This is a genomic window from Henriciella pelagia (genome assembly GCF_002088945.1).
Lineage (GTDB): Bacteria > Pseudomonadota > Alphaproteobacteria > Caulobacterales > Hyphomonadaceae > Henriciella > Henriciella pelagia.
On the sequence record NZ_NCSU01000006.1, the window covers coordinates 1 to 16,341 of the forward strand.

Sequence of the window (16,341 nt, forward strand, 5' to 3'; positions counted from 1 at the left end):
GAACGCAAGCTCAATTCCCGTGATGTGCTCGACACGCTGGGCGAACTGTTCGTGCATCATGGTCCGCCGGAGCATATCCGCTCCGATAATGGACCGGAGTTCATCGCCACCGCCCTGCGCGAATGGCTTGGCCGGATCGGCGTGAAGACGCTCTATATCGAACCGGGTTCACCATGGGAAAACGGATACTGCGAGAGCTTCAACTCCAAGCTTCGCGACGAGTTGTTGGCGAGGGAAATCTTCTTTGATTTGCGCGAGGCGAAAGTCCTGATCGAGACCTGGCGGCGGCACTACAACACCGCGCGCCCACACTCTTCTCTGGGCTACCGCCCGCCCCACAAACCATCTTGCCCGCGGCGTTCATACTGCCTTACTGTGAGGATGTGGCGGCATGAACGCCGCTACGTGGAAACCGCCGGACTAACATTACTGGTGGACCACCTCAGTGGGGCAGTGCAGATTTCAGCCGGTTTTCCCTGCCGACAAGGCGACGATCAAGTCTGCGTTGAGGTGGGTATAACGCTTCAGCATCTACCTGTAATTGAGGCCTATAAAAGCCTTTCAAACGGCGCCAGTGATATTACCCGCGTGAGCTATTAACGCTTTAAAACCATGGTTTTTTATGGCGTCGAACAGCGCTTGGTACTTCTGTCTAATTCCCTCCGGGCCCACCATTCGTCGCGCCGGACGACGACCAGTTCGGAACGCCCCTTTCGATGCCCACCAATTATGGGACGCGGCTTATCGCTCAAGATTAGCGGCGGAGTTGCCCGAAACGGTCGGCAGCGACGATCGCGTCGACTTCTTCGACGGAGACAGCGTTGCTGTCGCCGTGGATGGAGTGTTTCAGACAGTTGGCGGCCGCACCAAATTCCAGTGCGGCAGCTGGGCCGCGCCCCTGAGCCAGCCCAAATATCAGTCCGGCGCAGAACGCATCGCCCGTTCCAACGCGATCCACGATGGATGTCATTTCATAGCTGCGCGAGACATAGCAGCCGTCACGTGTTCGCAGGTGAGCACTCCAGCTGTGTCGCTCTGCCGATTGGGAGTCGCGAAGCGTGACCGCAACATTTGAAAAATCGGGAAAATGCGCAAACAGCTTTTCGGTGAGCGATTCAGCCCATTCGGTACTTCCGTTCTCGCCATCGCCATCGATACCAAGACAATGCGCGCAGTCACCACGACCCGCGATGAGAGTATCTGCCAGTGCGGCCAGGCTCGGCATCACGTCGCTGGCCTTCCTGCCGTATTGCCACAGCCGCTCGCGGTAATTGAGATCGAGGGAGACATGAACGTTCCGCCGACGGGCTTCCTGCATGCTGATGGCCGCAAGCTGGCGCGACGCCTCCGACAGTGCTGGCGTGATGCCACTTATGTGAAACCAGTCAGCGCCCCTGAAGGCTGCATCCCAATCGATCTCATCCGGAGACATGTGTGCGAATACGCTGTCAGCCCGGTCGTAGACGACGCAGCCTGAGCGAAAGTCAGCGCCTTCCTCCATGAAGTAGAGGCCGAGGCGTCCGGGGTGCAATAGGATGCTCGTCGTATCGATACCATGGGCCCTCAGAAAGCGAAGGGCCTGAGCCCCGAGTTCGCCGCGCGGTAATGCCGTCACAAACCGGGAATGGACACCAAATTCAGCGAGCGAGACGGCGACATTTGCTTCAGCGCCGCCATGACAGACCTCAAATGAATTGGCTTGCCGCAGCCGCAGCTTGCCAGGAGGCTTCAGGCGCATCATCAGCTCGCCCAACGTCACAATGGTCTTTGTCATGGGAACGCCTTTCCGAAGCAGCAGGATTTATCGCTTACTTCTTCAGTTCGACGAAGTAGTCGAAGATTTCGGGCACATTGCCGGGGCCCATTCCCGCTTCGACGGCAGCCTGGAGGTTTGTCGACGTGCCTTCTGCGATGAGGGATCGCGAACCCAGATCGGAGATCATCTGGTTGAAATATCTGAGGTCCTTGTTCGCATTGTTGATGGAAAAGCCGAGGTCGCTGACGCCATCCACCGCGTAATTCTTACAGAATTTCATGAACGGCGAATTGGATGGACCTGCCGACATGATATCGTAGAGCTGTCCGCGATCGACGCCCGCGAGTTCAGCCGCGGCGAAAGCCTGCGACATCGCGCAGACCGTCGTCATTCCCATGAAATTGTTGATCAGTTTCGTCACATGCCCTGATCCCAACGGGCCGAGATAGAAGACGTTTTCGCCCTGTTCCTTGAGGATGGGCTCATATTTGTCGAATGTGACCTTGGCGCCTCCGGCCATGATGTTGAGCAGGCCATCCTTGGCATGGGCAGGCGTGCGACCAAGTGGGGCGTCGATCATTCCGGCCCCTTTCTTTGCGAGATCAGCGCCGATTTTCTGGGTTGAGGCCGGGATGGATGTTCCGAAGTCGATCAGGACGGAGCCTTCCTTGATGCCTTCGAGGATCCCGTCCTCGCCATAGACGAGTTTCTCGACCACTTCCGATGTGGTCACGCACAATTCGATGATGTCGCTCTTGGAGGCGAGTTCCTTTGGTGTCTTGGCTTCGGTCGCATTTCCCCGGTCGAGCACGGCCTGAACTGCATCCTTGTTGAGGTCCATGACGATGACCTCGAATCCCCGCTTTTGCAGGTTCTCGACCATATTCCCGCCCATTAGTCCGAGACCGATAAAACCAATCACTGGTTTCGACATATTGATATCTCCGTTCCGTATTTCGAATGTTTGCTAGAGCGCAGGCGCATTGCGCGGTTTCAGCGGTTCAATCCGGCCGCAAAGGACCCAGACCGCGAACAGGGCGAGAAGAGCGAGCCCAGCGCCTATGATGAATACGGGCGCATAATTGTCGCCCTGGGTGATCACTGGCACGAGAAAGGTGAGGCCGGCCGCTCCGAGCTTGGCGGCCATGCCGGCAAAGCCCGAGAGCGTTCCGACAGACTTGCCGCTGTAGAAGTCGCTTGGCAGGGTCTGCACGTTGCCGATGGCTGTCTGGAAGCCGAACAGGATAACCGCCATGATGATGACTGCGATCGTGGCGAGGGTCGTTGTGGCCGGGGTGGCCATGCCAAGCACCGATGACACCAGGGTTGGGTCCGCCAGCAAAAGGAGCGCTGGCAGCATGATGAGGCAGCCGAGCGAGATCACCATCTTGCGCGTGGCATCGACCGACCAGCCCGCCTTGATCCGGTTCTGGGCAAGCAGCCCCCCAAACCAGGCACCCAGCATGGCCCCGAAATACGGGACCCATGCGTAGAGCGCGAGTTCCTTGACTTCCATGTCGTAGACCCGGTTCAGGTAGAGCGGAATCCAGACAATGAAGAGCCACCAGATCGGGTCGATCGCCGCTGAGGCAATGATAACCCCCCAGCTCTGCTTGCGGCTGAGGATTTCTGTCGTTCCCGGCGCATATCCGTCATCGGGCTCGCCGTCCTGGTCGATATCCTGATTGAGCTGACCGGAGAGGATATATGTGCGTTCGCTCTCACTGAGCCACTGATGGGATTTTGGCGGCGACTTTACCAGCACCCACCACGGCACCAGCCAGAGGAAGCCAAGGAGGCCGACGAGAATGAAGATCATGTGCCAGCTGAAATGGATGGACAGAAAGCCGATGATCGGGATGGAGATCAGTCCGCCAATGGCGGCCCCGGAATTGAAAATTCCCTGAGCGAATGCGCGCTCCTTGGTCGGAAACCATTCCGCATTCGCCTTGGCTGCGCCGGGCCAGTTGCCGGCCTCGGCGATACCGAGAATAGACCGAAACAGGCTGAATGACGCGACGCCACGCGCAAAGGCGTGCAGGATGGTGGCGATCGACCAGACGCCAATTGAAAGCGCGAAGCCGAGCCGTGTGCCGATCCAGTCGAATATCTTGCCGAAGATGGCCTGGCCGAAAGCGTAGGAGAAGATGAAGACGACGGAAATGAAACCGTAGATCTGGTCGACCTGAGCAGCCGATTTATCCGGGTAGAGTTCGGCTGAAATGTCCGGCCACAGTACGCTCAGCGTCTGCCGGTCGATATAGTTGATGACCGTCGCAAGTGCGACAAGGCTGACTACCCACCATCGTAGACCCTTGATAGTCATGATCAGTATCCCCCGCCAGTCAGGAAGTCCTCGCGGGCAGGGCTGAAAATATCGAGCAGGATGCCCTCTTCGAGGCAGACCGCGCCATGATCAGCGCCAGATGGGACAAAGAAGCAGCCACCTTCTTCCAGCACTTCGGTCTTTCCATCGACGAAGACCTCAAATTTGCCTTTCAGGACATAAGCGGTCTGCGTGTGGGGATGAGAATGGACCTCGCCGACCGCGCCTTTGTCGAACCAGACCTTTACAAGCATCAGGTCCGCGTCGTAGCCGAGCAATTTTCGATGCATGCCATTGCCAAGATCCTCTGCGCCCTCACGTGGGCTGTGCATGAACAGTTCCGACTGCGCGAGTGTTTTGGACATCGAGTAATCTCCCCTTGGCCCTGCGGGCTCAGTTGTCTTGCTGAATAACGGTGACAGGCCCCGTCCAGCTTATCGGCTGGCCGTCGAGCGTGATTGAGTGACTGGCGTCAGGAGCCGGATTATCCGCCCAGAGCACCTGTGTTCGTTCGCCGGTCTCGGCGATGATCGTGTAGACGGCAACGTCTCCCGCAGCTGTCTGGCTGATGCTCGCGACAGAACTGCCGGAAAAGACGGTTACTTCCTCGTCATTGTCATACCGTCCGTGGCGTTCGTAGACGGAGACGAAATCGGCATTTTCGTTTTCCAGACGCAAGACCAGCGCCTGCTCACGTCGCAGATTGTCGTTCGGATCGTTGGCGCCGAGTTGCGTGAGGTAAGCGGTTACCGGCGCGTTGGCAAAAAACGTCAGAGTGTAGAACTTGTCGTCGATCAGCCATGACAGGTTGGACACTGTCTCCAATGGCTGAGACGTCGCGCGTTGCCATAGATGTTGGTACCCGTTGTCAGTGCCGAATGGTGTAAGCTGCGTCGTCGCGTGATCGAGCTCAAAGCCGGTTTCGATCAGTTGGCCCTTGAAGTGAACAGGCAGATCATAGCTGTGCGCTTCATCGCTGCGGGCTCGCATGACGTCGATCACGTATTCGCCGCCTGAAGGGCGAGGAACCATTGCGACCAGGCGCTGCAGCGAGACCCCATCATAGGCCGTGTCGAGCGTTGCAGCCGTAAGCTGGATCTCGCCATCAGACTGGAAGGCCAGAACCTGCGGCGCAAATTCCTGGGCGACTTTCCAGTCGGCGCCAAACTGGCTCTGCTGATCCACGACCAGGACATTGTGGGCGATGGACTGTTTGGCCCAGCTAGTGTTTTCCGGCAGGTAATGCCCGCCATTCTTGGGCTCAACATTGAGAAAGCGCGCGGCACCATAATCGGCGACGACTTCATGCCCGTTGTCGTAGTAAAGTATGCCGAGCCGGTCGAAGTGACCGTGGCCCAAACCTTGGGAGGTTGGTTTGAAGACCACGGCCGCCGCGTCCTTCGCGCTGCTGGAGCGAAGAACAGCAAGTGCGCCCTGATCGCCCGCCGGACCGTCGCGCAGGAGGAGGGATTCAAATTCAAAAGGGGCGGCCATTCCGGCGGCGAGATCACGCGCCAGTTTCCTGCCTTCCGGGGTCGGCACGACATTGCCCTGTAGCTTTACGACGTCGAGCAGGGTCGGATCGCCATTCAGGTCGTAGAGAATGGCCAGAGCGTATCTGAGCTCCGCTGTGTTCAGACCTTTCTCGCGAATGGCGTCATTGATCGGAAAAAAGCGGCCAGCATAGCTCTGCTGGATGGTAGCGTAGACAGCCTTCTGGAGTATGCCGTCGCGATAATCGAAAATTTGGCGCTCTGGCTCATTCTCTTCCACCGCCTGAGCAAAGAGTATGAAAGGCATGAGCGCGAAGCGCTGGTAATATGGGCCTTCGGCATAGTAGCCGTCGGGTGAGAACAATTCATCCAGCTGACGCAGGAAACCTGCATCCCCGGATTCGTCGAGGCCGAGCAGGGCCTGCTTCACCCAGGCGTCCTCATCGAGCGCGTATCCTGTCAATCCTACGGCAGCGACGGCCCAGGTTCCGTGATTGTGGATCTTGTTGAATGTTGCCGGCTGCCCTTCCGAGAGGAACTTTGCCATCGGCCGCAGCACACCGGTTTCAATCCTGGACCCGGTATCCGGATCAAGATCTGCCCTGATCGCATCGTAGCCCTGGACGGCGTAGACCAGCCACATTGCTTCATTCAGGCTCTGCCAGAATAACCGGCCGGGCGTTTGCTCCTTTTGCTGCGGGTGCAGTCCGAGAGCCGGATACATCGCGGCGTAATCGAGCAACACAGAAGCCGCAAAATCGCGGTACCGCTCATCTCCCGTCAGTTCGAACAGCATGCCTGCTTCATAGATGGTCTTTGCGTTCTGCTTGTGCTGCTCGTGAGTGTAACCTCCGCCGGCATCCACGGGCTGTGGGACAGGCACACCAACTTCCATTCGCTTGTGGAGATTGTCTTTGACCGCCGAGATCGTGCGATCGAACAGCGGTGCGATGCTCTCGCTGGAATTCGCCTCGGACGCCGGAGCGGCTGAAGACGTGCAACTGGAGACGGCAGGGGCAAGCGCGCAGAGAGCGATGCTGGCGACCGTAGTGCGAAGGAATGAAGTCGAATTCATTGTCCTACCTCATGTCCACGGTGTTCAGCACGGACCCGCCCTCGGGGCCAGCGATCGAGTTCCCCGATACATCGACAACTGGATTACCGGTCGTGATGATCAGCTTTGCCGGCCTGGCATCAGAAATCTGGTTGCCAGTCAGCTCGAGGTTCTGAACGCCGTGCGCCAGGAACAGCGGTGCACTGTTTTGCCCAATATCGGTAAATCTGGAGTCTCGTACCCAGAGATGAGGGCCGAACGTGCTCTCATCGCGACCGCCGCGATAGACAGCGGCCACTGATCCGCCGACGCGGTCAAATGTGCTGTCTTCAATCACGACATATTCGGCGTTGTAGATACCGTAATCATCGGTTTCGGTATCGAGCTTTATGACCGTGCCGGAGATGTCGCTGAAGGTAGAGGCGGTAATCTCAATCCGGTCGTAGAATGTGCCCTTGGCCGCCGATATCACCGAGAATCCCTTGTTTACGTCAAACTGGGAGAACGTCATGTCGTGCAGTTCGACAGTGTGGTTTCCGGCTCCGCCCATGGATGTTGTCGAGATGAAGCTGTTGCCGCTGCTATCGGGAGAATTGACTCCGGACACTTCCAGTCCCTTCAGTCTGAGGCTCCCATTGGCCGATAGGAGGATGAAGTTCGGACGCTCAAAAGTGAGGACAGGCGGATTGCTTGGGTCCGCTGCTTCAATCGTGACCGGCACGCGCAGATTGACGAGCCGTGATTCTTCATAATCGCCGGGGGCAAGCACGAGTGTGTCCCCAGCGGATGCGTTGGCAAGAGCGGAAGATAACGCATCCGGTCCGGCAGCGACTTCAATGCGCGCGCCGCCGTCGAACGGTGATGTGACAGGTGCCTTTGGATACCAGCTTACGCCTGTTTCGTCGCGCGAGATACCGACGTCGGGTGTTTCCCGGAGCATGTCAGTTGCGACGGAGGAGGGGACGACTTGGAACCCATATGCGATTGGGCCGGGAGGTTGCGCTGTTGCGACGTTGCCCTCAAAGACGAGGCCGCTCAGATCGTCCTGAATCCTGAACGGAGATGCGTCCGCCTCTCCGACGACTATGTTGTCGCGAAAGATCGAGTTGACCGGCACGGCGGTACGCTCGGCGTCAGATCCTTCGGCCAGCTCGATGCGCCGTACAGCTTCAAAACTGTTGCCTTCGATGAGCGCACCATCAACCTGATGATACCGATTGATGGGCGAGTCCGGCACACCATTCATGACAACGAGCGCACCTGAAAATCGCTCGCCCGTCAGGTTCTTGAAGTAATTGTTGCGAATGGTCTGCCGGGCATTGATTACGCGAACGCCGCCCGTGTAAGGCGCGCCGTCGCCGTCAAACAGGTTATTCTCGACCAGCGTGTCGTTGCCGTGGCGCAGCGTAAGCGTGCCTCTGGACTGGAAGAATGTGTTGCCGCGAAACGTGTTGCCGCCTGACTTGTTGGAAATGATTTCCACCTCGCCGCTGCAGCGATCAAAATAGTTGTTTTCGACAAGCGTACCGGACCGGCTCAGGGAGTAATGACTCGTACCGATTCGAAGGGTCTCCCCGCCATTGGAACCGAAGACTGGGCGTGGTCCGAAGTAATTATTCCGGATCACATGATCGTTTTCCTGGCTCTCCTCTGTGTTCAGCCGAACTGCCATGGTTGGGCCGGAATTGAGTTTGCCGGAGAGGTGGTTGTGGTCGAAGACATTGTTCTTGCCATACATCACGACCCAGATGTCGCGCTGGGCACGGTCCGGATTGGAGTAGTTCTCGATGACGGTGTTGGTGACCCGGGAATTGAAGGCGAGGTTGTCGCTGTCCCGCCGAAAACTGATGACTTCGGCGCGCGGCGTGTAGCCGTCCCGGAAAACCAGTCCCGAAACGATGATGTGGCTACCGGCCAGTCTCAGGCTGGACTGACCTGAAAGCACGACCTTGCCGGGCGTCTGCGCCCGAACGGTTATCGGTTTCTCCGCCGTGCCTTCGGCATCCACGACCGCATCGAAGTCGAGCCAGACGCCATCCGCGAGCACGATGTCCGTGCCAGGGGCGGCAGCCTTTAAGGCCTCGCTGAATGCCTTTGGGGAGCTGACCATGATGGCCTGGCTCTGCTCAACAATATCAGCCGGCGCGCCAGTGTCTGCACCGGAAATTGGCTGTGCACATCCGGCCATGGCGAGCGCGAGTGCTGAAGTGGCTAAGGCGTACATGCCCATCCTGACGTCTCCCTTTTCGCCGTTCAGTCGCGGCGTTGGGGGGCACGCTATCCGGCTTGATCAGAATGTCAACCAATTATGCAGACCAATTTGTACAATATGGGTGATGGGGTGAAAATTTCATGTGCGCCAAATAATGTAATTCACAATAGATAAAGGGAAATACAGTCTCCAAGCATTAAAGGTCCTACCAATTTAATTAAAATGGGCAGCCAAAGTGGTTGACTTAAATGATCGGTCGGCATAGTCGTTCCGTCAATTGAAGCCTGCAAATGGGCTCATTTTGATCCGAGGGAGGACATACAATGCGTAACTACAGTAGAACTGCGACTTCGTTTGCTGGCGCTGCATTCCGTGCAAGCCTGCTTTGCACGGCCGTGCTTCCTTTCTCGGCGGGGGCGCTTGCCCAGGACGATGAAGAGCCTGTCGCCGCAGTAACTGAAAGCGATGAAGCCCGCCAATCCGTCGTTGTCGTGAAAGGTATCCGTTCCTCGCTTGCCAATGCCCTCGAGGAGAAGCGGGCCGCCGACAATCTTGTTGAGGTCATTCAGGCAGAAGACATTGGCAAGCTGCCCGACCAAAACCTGGCAGAAGTTCTGGAAAACGTAACCGGTGTTCAGATCACGCGCGAAGCCGGCGTGGGGACCGGCGTGCAAATCCGCGGTACCAACGCCAACCGAACCGAGATTAACGGCGTTTCGACTGTCGGGTCTGGGGCTGGCCGCGGCGGGATCAGCTTCGAAGACGTTTCGGCCTCCATGATCGCTGCCGTCGAAGTGACAAAAGCTCCTGAGGCAAAGACAATTGAGGGATCAGTCGGTGGTACGATCAATCTTCGCACGATCCGTCCTCTTGCCTTGAACGAGCGACTGCTCAGTGTGCGCGTGCAGGGTGAGGACAGCAGCTTGACCACGGACGGCATCACGCCGCGTCTTTCGGGCACCTATGGCGACAATTGGTCGACATCCATGGGCGAATTCGGGGTGGTCGCCAGTCTGAGTTACGCCGAGCAGGATGTGTCTGCATTCCGCCCGCGCGTTGATCGTGACAATCTCGTCGCCGCTGATAGCGGGCTGCCAAGCGCGCAGAGCTTCGACTATCTGCCGATCCAGTTCTTCATTCAGGATTATGACAACTTCGAGTATGAGACGACCAACTTCGCGGGCACGCTTGAATGGGCGCCGAACAGCAATCTGAAGTTCTTCTTCGATGCTGTGGTCAACGATCAGGAGCGCCTCCAGGAAAGTTCGCGCGTCCAGGCGTCCGGTGTCTCAGATCTCATCGGAACAGCGTCACCGGATACGTTCGAAACCGTCAATTTCGGCGCTCTCGATGGTCAGAGAATTGGCAGCATTCGGGCAGCACTTACGGGCGTGGTGCCTATTCAGGCTGACGGAAGCGATGGAAACCTGCGCTTCTCGGGGGATACGAATTCAAGGCTGACTGAAAGCAGGATCTTCAGACTTGGGACGGATTGGGACATTACAGATCGGCTTTCCAGCACGTTCGAAATTTCGACGTCATCCTCCGATACGACCACGCCGAGCTTCAATACAACGCTGAATTTCATCAATCCGAATGCCGCAACGAACTCATCCAACGAAAATGGTACGCCGTTCGAGTATGACCTTCGCGATGGCCTGACATGGGGTGTTTCTCAGGACCCGGCGCTTGGCGGCCCGACAACGGCGCAGCTGCTGGATCCCGCCAATGTCGTACTGCGTGATGTAAACATCAGCCGCAGCATCACTGAAAACAGCGAGGACGCGTTCCGGGCTGACTTCAACTACGACCTTACAGGCATAGGCGCTATCGGCGACTTTCTCACTTCGGTGGACGCGGGGTATCGCTACAACAAGTCGAAGAGCCTGAACGACGATGTCACCTCCAACCTTGGTCTCAGAACGCTTGCGGACAGCCCGACCGGCGACCTTTTTGCGGACCTGCTCGTTGCGGGACCAAAGAACTTCAATGCAGCAGATGACCGCCGACTGTTTGTTCGTGATTTCCTCCTGATCAATCCCGAGCTTGCCAATTCAAGCCCTGACCGGGTGCTCGCAGCACTGAACGCGGCAATTGCGGCGCATGGCGGAACGCAGTCGATCGATTCTCCGACCTCGAGCCAAGCGGCATTCTTCGACATCGAGGAAGAAACAAATGCGCTCTACGCCCAAGCCAATTTCGAATATGGAATCTTCCGTGGGAATGCCGGTGTGCGCTATCTCGAAACCGAAGTCACATCGACAGGCAACACCATCACCAATGGCGTGGCGACACCAACTTCGACAACGGGCAGCTATGACTTCATTCTGCCGAGGTTCAACATCGTCGCCAGCGTGACAGACGACCTGCTCCTTCGTTTCGGCTATTCCAAGGACATCCGTCGGCCGGACTTCAACGACCTTTCAACTTCGGTGACTTTCAGCACTAGCCCGAACCCGCCTGTCAGCGTTGGAAATCCTGGGCTGAAGCCGCAAGAGGTGGAATCCTTCGACATCTCCGCTGAGTGGTATTTTGCGCCGTCTGCCGTGGTCAGCGCAGGCTATTTTCACAAGACCCGGACAGGACTGTTCGTGGGGCAGCAGGAAAACCCTGTAGAGACGCCCGCCACACTTTCTGACGGTAGCCCGACGCTGGTCAGGGACGTGACTGCTCCTTGCGAAGGTGGCGGCGTCTTCAACCCGATCGCAGACTGGAACGTATTCGCGCCGCTCAACCCGGACGGGACGCGCCAGCAGGGCGTCGGCATCTGTGTTCCATCTTCACAGATCATCAATGGAGCTGGCGAGAATATCCAGAAAGGGTACGAACTGGCGTTCCAGTACGATCTGTCTGATTTCGAAGACCAGATCGGCTGGGCTTCGGGGTTCGGCTTCCTGGCCAACTTCACGCATCAGGAATTTGAAGGGGGTCAGGAATTCTGGACACCGACATCGCGCGCAGAAGCGGTTTTTGACTCGCTCGGTGCGTCGGACGTCCAGTTGCGGGTCACCGAGATCGACCTGTCTGAAAACGCCTACAATGCGACGCTCTACTACGAAAAGTTCGGCCTGTCGGCTCGTGCCAGATACACGTGGCGCGACGCGTATCGCTCGACGGATTTCGGCAGCACATCCAGCTTTCCCTGGGGCTTCCCTGTCGTGCAGGCCGCTCGTGGTCAGCTGAATGCAAGCGTGAGCTACGACGTCAACGACCGTCTGACCCTTGGGGTTGAGGGTGTGAATCTCACCGAGTCCGAGGTGAAGCAATACTGCGTCAATGACGGCGCCTTGCTCTGCTTCGAAGGGCTGACAGATCGCAGGATCACGTTCGGCGCAACTTACAACTTCTAAACCAGCCGGGCCAAAATCAGGAGACAGGCCCCCAATCCAACCAGTCGCCAAACTTGCTCATGTGGTGAGGGGTGACACCAAAGAAGACGGCCGGCGGCGGGTTATCAGACTGTCGATCTTTCGCCGGCCATTAAGGGAGAACAATGGCACTTAAAAACAAAGCGAAAACCTATTCATTTTCACGTACAGCGTTCAGGGCAGGCCTCCTTTGCACGGCCGTGCTGCCCATGGCGGGTCTGGCTGTCGCGCAGGAAGAGCCAGAAACAATTCCGCAAGCGGTAGAAGATGGTGAAGCGCGCCAGGAAACCATCGTCGTGACCGGCGCTCGCAGCATCATTCAGAACACGATCGACATCAAGCGCCAGTCCACCACAATCGTAGACGGACTTTCGGCGACAGATATCGGTGATCTGCCGGCGCTTTCGATCGGTGAAGCGCTTGAATCCATCACTGGCGCTGCGTCTCACCGTGAAAATGGTGGCGCGACCGAGATTTCCATCCGCGGTCTGGGGCCGTTCTTGAGTGCCACCACCTTCAATGGGCGCGAAGCGACGAACGGGTCTGGTGACCGGTCTGTGAACTTTTCCCAGTTTCCGTCCGAGCTCATGAACAAGCTCGCAATCTACAAGACCCAGGACGCCAGCCTGATTGAAGGCGGCGTGGCAGGCCTCATCGCATTGGAGACCGTCAAGCCGCTTGAGTACGGCAAGCGCCGCGTGCAGCTGGACCTGAAGGGCAATTACAATCCTGACCAGCAGAACATATCCGACTCCATGGCCGGGGACCTCGGTTTCCGCGGTACACTCAGCTATGTCGATCAGTTCGAGGTCGATGGAATGGGTGATTTCGGCGTGTCGGTCGGTTTGCAGCGCAGCGACATTTCGCAGCCGGAGCAGGAGATGAGGTCTTCAAGCCCCAGCGGCACGTCGCTCTTCGCCTGTATCGCTGATCCCAGCGATCCTGACCTGCGTGGCTACGCGAATGGCAGCAATGGCGACTGCGAGGACCTTGGTCCCAATTCGAGCAACAATGATGGTTACAATACGTCGATTGATCCGGCGACCGGCCTCGCTGTCGATGACGGACTGGCCTATGCCTGGGCAAGCAGCTCCCGCGGATTCCGTCAGAACGACACGCGCGATGAGCGCGACTCGGCCTTCATCGCCCTGCAATGGCAGCCGAATGAGCGAATGGATTTCAATTTCGATGCTCAGTGGTCCGAACGGGTCCAGTCTGAAGACAGACACGATCTGAATTTTTCCAACATGAAGCGGAGCACCGAGGGCGTGACGCTGGAATCGCTCCAGTTTCAGGACAATGGCGTGGTGCAATTCATCGAAACGCAGTCCGACATCGAATCGAACGGCGAGATCTTTGCCCGCACCGAAGAGTATTTCGGTTACGGGTTGAGCGGTGCCTTCCGGGCGACAGACCGGCTGGTCGTATCAGGAGACTACTCGTTCTCAGAAACAACGCGTGACGAAGATCAGGTGTCGCTGAGGGTATCCAGCCAGGGTGGTCCGGGCTCGGGAGGACGCGAAAATGTCAATTGGATGCGCGATGGCGATGGCTTCGTAACATTTGGCGTGGTCGACTTCGACGTCAACGACATCTCCAATTTCACTGATGGCGTCCGTGCACGGATCGACAGCGATGTCGATCGCCGGAATACTGTTGAAGCAATCCGCTTCGATGCCGAATATGATGCCGATTGGGGGATGATCGACAGCCTGGAGTTTGGTGTACGCCTTTCGGAGCTCGAATATGTGAACCTCGCCGGGACACGTACAACAGTCACCACAGATGACCTCGATCCCAACAACATTCCATGCGCCACCAATTTCGCAGAGAGCGATTTCCTGAGCAGTGCCGCCGATGCTCTGGTCACGCAGTTCGACAGCTCTGGAAATATCGTGAACCAGACAAGCAGCTGGGCGACATTCGATAACAGGTGCTTGCTGAATTACATCCTCGACGCAGAAGGGGAGTCCTTTTCCTATCCGGATCAGGAGTATGGTAATAACGGCACAACTGACGTCACTGAAACGACCACTGCGTTTTATGCAATGGCCAATTTCGACACCATGTTTGCCAGCAAGCCTTTGCGCGGGAACTTCGGTGTCCGCGTTGTGAATACCGATGTCGAGTCCCTCGGATTCCGCAACGCACTGTCGATCATTACCAATGTTGACGGCACAATTGATCTGGTTGAGGACTCGTCGACCGTTGAGCGTATCGTCGGCGGTGGCGACTATACTGAAGTCCTGCCGAGCCTGAATGTGATCATGGACCTGCGCGATGATGTGCTGCTGCGCGGTGCGATTTATCGCGGCCTGTCGCGGGCGGACCCTGCTGACATGAACTTCTCGCGCTCGTTCAGCACAGATACTGATGACGGCCCGACCACGCTCGAAGAGCTGATCACCGGCGTAAACGCGTCCGGCAATCCGAACTTTGAGCCGCTGACGTCCTGGAATTACGACGTCGCTGCTGAATGGTATCCGAACGACGACACCATTCTGGCAGTGACCCTGTACGCGAAGGACTTCACGGGCGGTTTCGAGAATGCGGTCACGCAAGAAACCTTCACGATCGATGGCCAGCAGGTCACGGTGCCGGTTACGCTCCTGTCCACCAATGAGGATACGAGCTCCCTGTATGGTCTTGAGCTGACAGCGGCGCACCGTTTCCAGAACCTTCCTGAGGTCCTGGACGGGCTTGGCTTCAAGATCAGCTACAATCTGGCGGACTCGGATTTCGAGTTTGAAGACAGCCTCTATGGCGATCAGGGCTTCCGCGACAGCAATGGTCAATTCGTCCAGACCAATGTCGGCATCGTCGCGCCGGGTAACATACCGGGCTTCTCCGAACAGACCTTCTCCGGCCAAGTCTACTACGAGAAAGGGCCGTTCGACGGATCGATCATCTACAAGTACCGGAGCGAGTACTTTCAGCCCTACACCTCAAACGGCACGCGTCTGCGTTATGTCGGTGATGTCGGGGTCTGGGAAGCGCGTGCTTCGTACAGGCTGACGGACAATGTCCGCCTGTCCATGGAGGCCATCAATCTCTTCGATGCACCCAAGGAGCAATACTTCTTCACGACCGATAATCTTGGAGAGGCCAACTATTACGGGCCACGTATCTTCTTCGGTGTTCGTGCAAAATTCTGAGTTGGCAGGGCAGCCGGACCACAGTGTGGTCCGGCTGCCTCAATATTGGCCAGACAAATTGGTAAACCTCTGTTATGGAGTATAATATATCTAACGCGCACACAATCGAATGAGCAGATAGCCCAGAAGGAGTTTCGGCAAATATGAGTGATAAGCGCCTCTACCAGACTGTCGCTCGATCCATTCTCGACATGATCGAGTCCGGGTCGTATCCGCCAGGCACACGCCTTCCTGGGGAGCGCGAGCTGGCTGAACGCTTCAATGTCAGCCGTGTCGTGGTCCGCGAGGCAGAAATTTCGCTCGAAGCGCTGGGGCGTGTCGAAATCAAGGTGGGTTCAGGCGTCTACGTCTGTGATCCGGCTACAGCCACCGGTCTCGCCCTTCCAAAAGTGACACCGTTCGAACTCACTCAGACACGCCTCCTGTTTGAATCAGAGTGTGCGGCCCTCGCTGCAACAATGATCACGGATGAGCAGATTGCCGGACTTGAGGCGACGATTGAGAAGATGGCGGAAGCGCCGCACGATACTGAAGATGGCGAAGACGCAGACCGCGAATTCCACCTCCAGATCGCCAAGGCCTCCGGGAATGAAGCGAATGTCTTTTTTCTCAAGACGCTCTGGCGCATGCGGACCGAGATAGAACCGGTCAAGCGGGTCTATTCGGCGGTGTGTCACGCCGATACCTCCCACCGTGTCAACGAGCATTCCGAGATTCTCGAGGCGCTTCGCGCACGTGACCCTGGTGCTGCTCGAAACGCAATGCGCGGGCACTTCTCCAGGCTTCTGGAAGCCCTGCTTGACGCCTCCGAACGCCAGGCCATCGAAGATGCGAGGCGTCGCTCCAGTGAAAACCGCGAGCGCTTCCTGAAATCTGCCATCGGTGCCTGATGGGTGTCTGGTTGTCTTGAGCTCATAATCGAATGACGTTGAGGGATTGTCATTCCGGTTCTGATTGCCTGGTTGCAAGAGGAGCCA

9 protein-coding genes and 1 pseudogene are annotated in these 16,341 nt (G+C 57.3%); 4 read left to right on the forward strand and 6 right to left on the reverse strand.

The window, feature by feature from the left end; genetic code table 11:
• Positions 1 to 336: pseudogene (locus B8746_RS01215) on the forward strand (integrase core domain-containing protein); the annotation flags it as partial.
• A gap of 418 nt (positions 337 to 754) precedes the next feature.
• On the opposite strand, the gene B8746_RS01220 reads toward B8746_RS01215, so the two are convergent.
• Genes B8746_RS01220 through B8746_RS01245 form a run of 6 tightly spaced genes read right to left on the reverse strand, consistent with a single transcriptional unit; the run spans position 755 to position 8,853 of the window.
• Positions 755 to 1,774, reverse strand: a complete 1,020-nt coding sequence (locus B8746_RS01220) for a sugar kinase (RefSeq protein WP_084391417.1) — start codon at positions 1,772 to 1,774, stop codon at positions 755 to 757.
• A 34-nt stretch (positions 1,775 to 1,808) separates the two neighbouring features.
• Entirely contained in the window at positions 1,809 to 2,690 is an 882-nt protein-coding gene (locus tag B8746_RS01225; protein ID WP_084391418.1) for an NAD(P)-dependent oxidoreductase, read from the reverse strand.
• A 33-nt stretch (positions 2,691 to 2,723) separates the two neighbouring features.
• Positions 2,724 to 4,082 (reverse strand): MFS transporter, encoded by a 1,359-nt coding sequence (locus B8746_RS01230; RefSeq protein ID WP_084391419.1) that lies wholly within the window; start codon positions 4,080 to 4,082, stop codon positions 2,724 to 2,726.
• Positions 4,083 to 4,084: 2 nt separating this feature from the next.
• The gene (locus B8746_RS01235) at positions 4,085 to 4,447 is read right to left on the reverse strand and encodes a cupin domain-containing protein (protein ID WP_084391420.1); all 363 of its coding nucleotides are present in this window, start codon (positions 4,445 to 4,447) and stop codon (positions 4,085 to 4,087) included.
• Positions 4,448 to 4,475: 28 nt separating this feature from the next.
• The gene (locus B8746_RS01240) at positions 4,476 to 6,650 is read right to left on the reverse strand and encodes a heparinase II/III domain-containing protein (RefSeq protein WP_084391421.1); all 2,175 of its coding nucleotides are present in this window, start codon (positions 6,648 to 6,650) and stop codon (positions 4,476 to 4,478) included.
• 4 nt (positions 6,651 to 6,654) lie between these two features.
• Complete coding sequence (locus B8746_RS01245; protein WP_233123794.1) at positions 6,655 to 8,853, reverse strand: polysaccharide lyase 6 family protein; 2,199 nt, start codon at positions 8,851 to 8,853, stop codon at positions 6,655 to 6,657.
• Between the two features lie 311 nt (positions 8,854 to 9,164).
• On the opposite strand from B8746_RS01245, the gene B8746_RS01250 reads away from it, so the two are divergent.
• The 3 genes from B8746_RS01250 to B8746_RS01260 all read left to right on the forward strand — a co-directional run bounded on the left by B8746_RS01250 (position 9,165) and on the right by B8746_RS01260 (position 16,254).
• Positions 9,165 to 12,191 (forward strand): TonB-dependent receptor, encoded by a 3,027-nt coding sequence (locus tag B8746_RS01250; protein WP_084391423.1) that lies wholly within the window; start codon positions 9,165 to 9,167, stop codon positions 12,189 to 12,191.
• Between the two features lie 143 nt (positions 12,192 to 12,334).
• Entirely contained in the window at positions 12,335 to 15,364 is a 3,030-nt protein-coding gene (locus B8746_RS01255) for a TonB-dependent receptor (RefSeq protein WP_084391424.1), read from the forward strand.
• 143 nt (positions 15,365 to 15,507) lie between these two features.
• Positions 15,508 to 16,254: a FadR/GntR family transcriptional regulator gene (locus tag B8746_RS01260; protein ID WP_084391425.1), complete on the forward strand. Its 747-nt coding sequence runs from the start codon at positions 15,508 to 15,510 to the stop codon at positions 16,252 to 16,254.
• The last annotated feature ends 87 nt before the right edge of the window (positions 16,255 to 16,341 follow it).

Bases quoted from the DNA above. Each gene is read 5' to 3' on its own strand.
- B8746_RS01220 (WP_084391417.1), bottom strand. From the start codon at position 1,774: ATGACAAAGACCATTGTGACGTTGGGCGAGCTGATGATGCGCCTGAAG.
- B8746_RS01225 (WP_084391418.1), bottom strand. From the start codon at position 2,690: ATGTCGAAACCAGTGATTGGTTTTATCGGTCTCGGACTAATGGGCGGG.
- B8746_RS01230 (WP_084391419.1), bottom strand. From the start codon at position 4,082: ATGACTATCAAGGGTCTACGATGGTGGGTAGTCAGCCTTGTCGCACTT.
- B8746_RS01235 (WP_084391420.1), bottom strand. From the start codon at position 4,447: ATGTCCAAAACACTCGCGCAGTCGGAACTGTTCATGCACAGCCCACGT.
- B8746_RS01240 (WP_084391421.1), bottom strand. From the start codon at position 6,650: ATGAATTCGACTTCATTCCTTCGCACTACGGTCGCCAGCATCGCTCTC.
- B8746_RS01245 (WP_233123794.1), bottom strand. From the start codon at position 8,853: ATGTACGCCTTAGCCACTTCAGCACTCGCGCTCGCCATGGCCGGATGT.
- B8746_RS01250 (WP_084391423.1), top strand. From the start codon at position 9,165: ATGCGTAACTACAGTAGAACTGCGACTTCGTTTGCTGGCGCTGCATTC.
- B8746_RS01255 (WP_084391424.1), top strand. From the start codon at position 12,335: ATGGCACTTAAAAACAAAGCGAAAACCTATTCATTTTCACGTACAGCG.
- B8746_RS01260 (WP_084391425.1), top strand. From the start codon at position 15,508: ATGAGTGATAAGCGCCTCTACCAGACTGTCGCTCGATCCATTCTCGAC.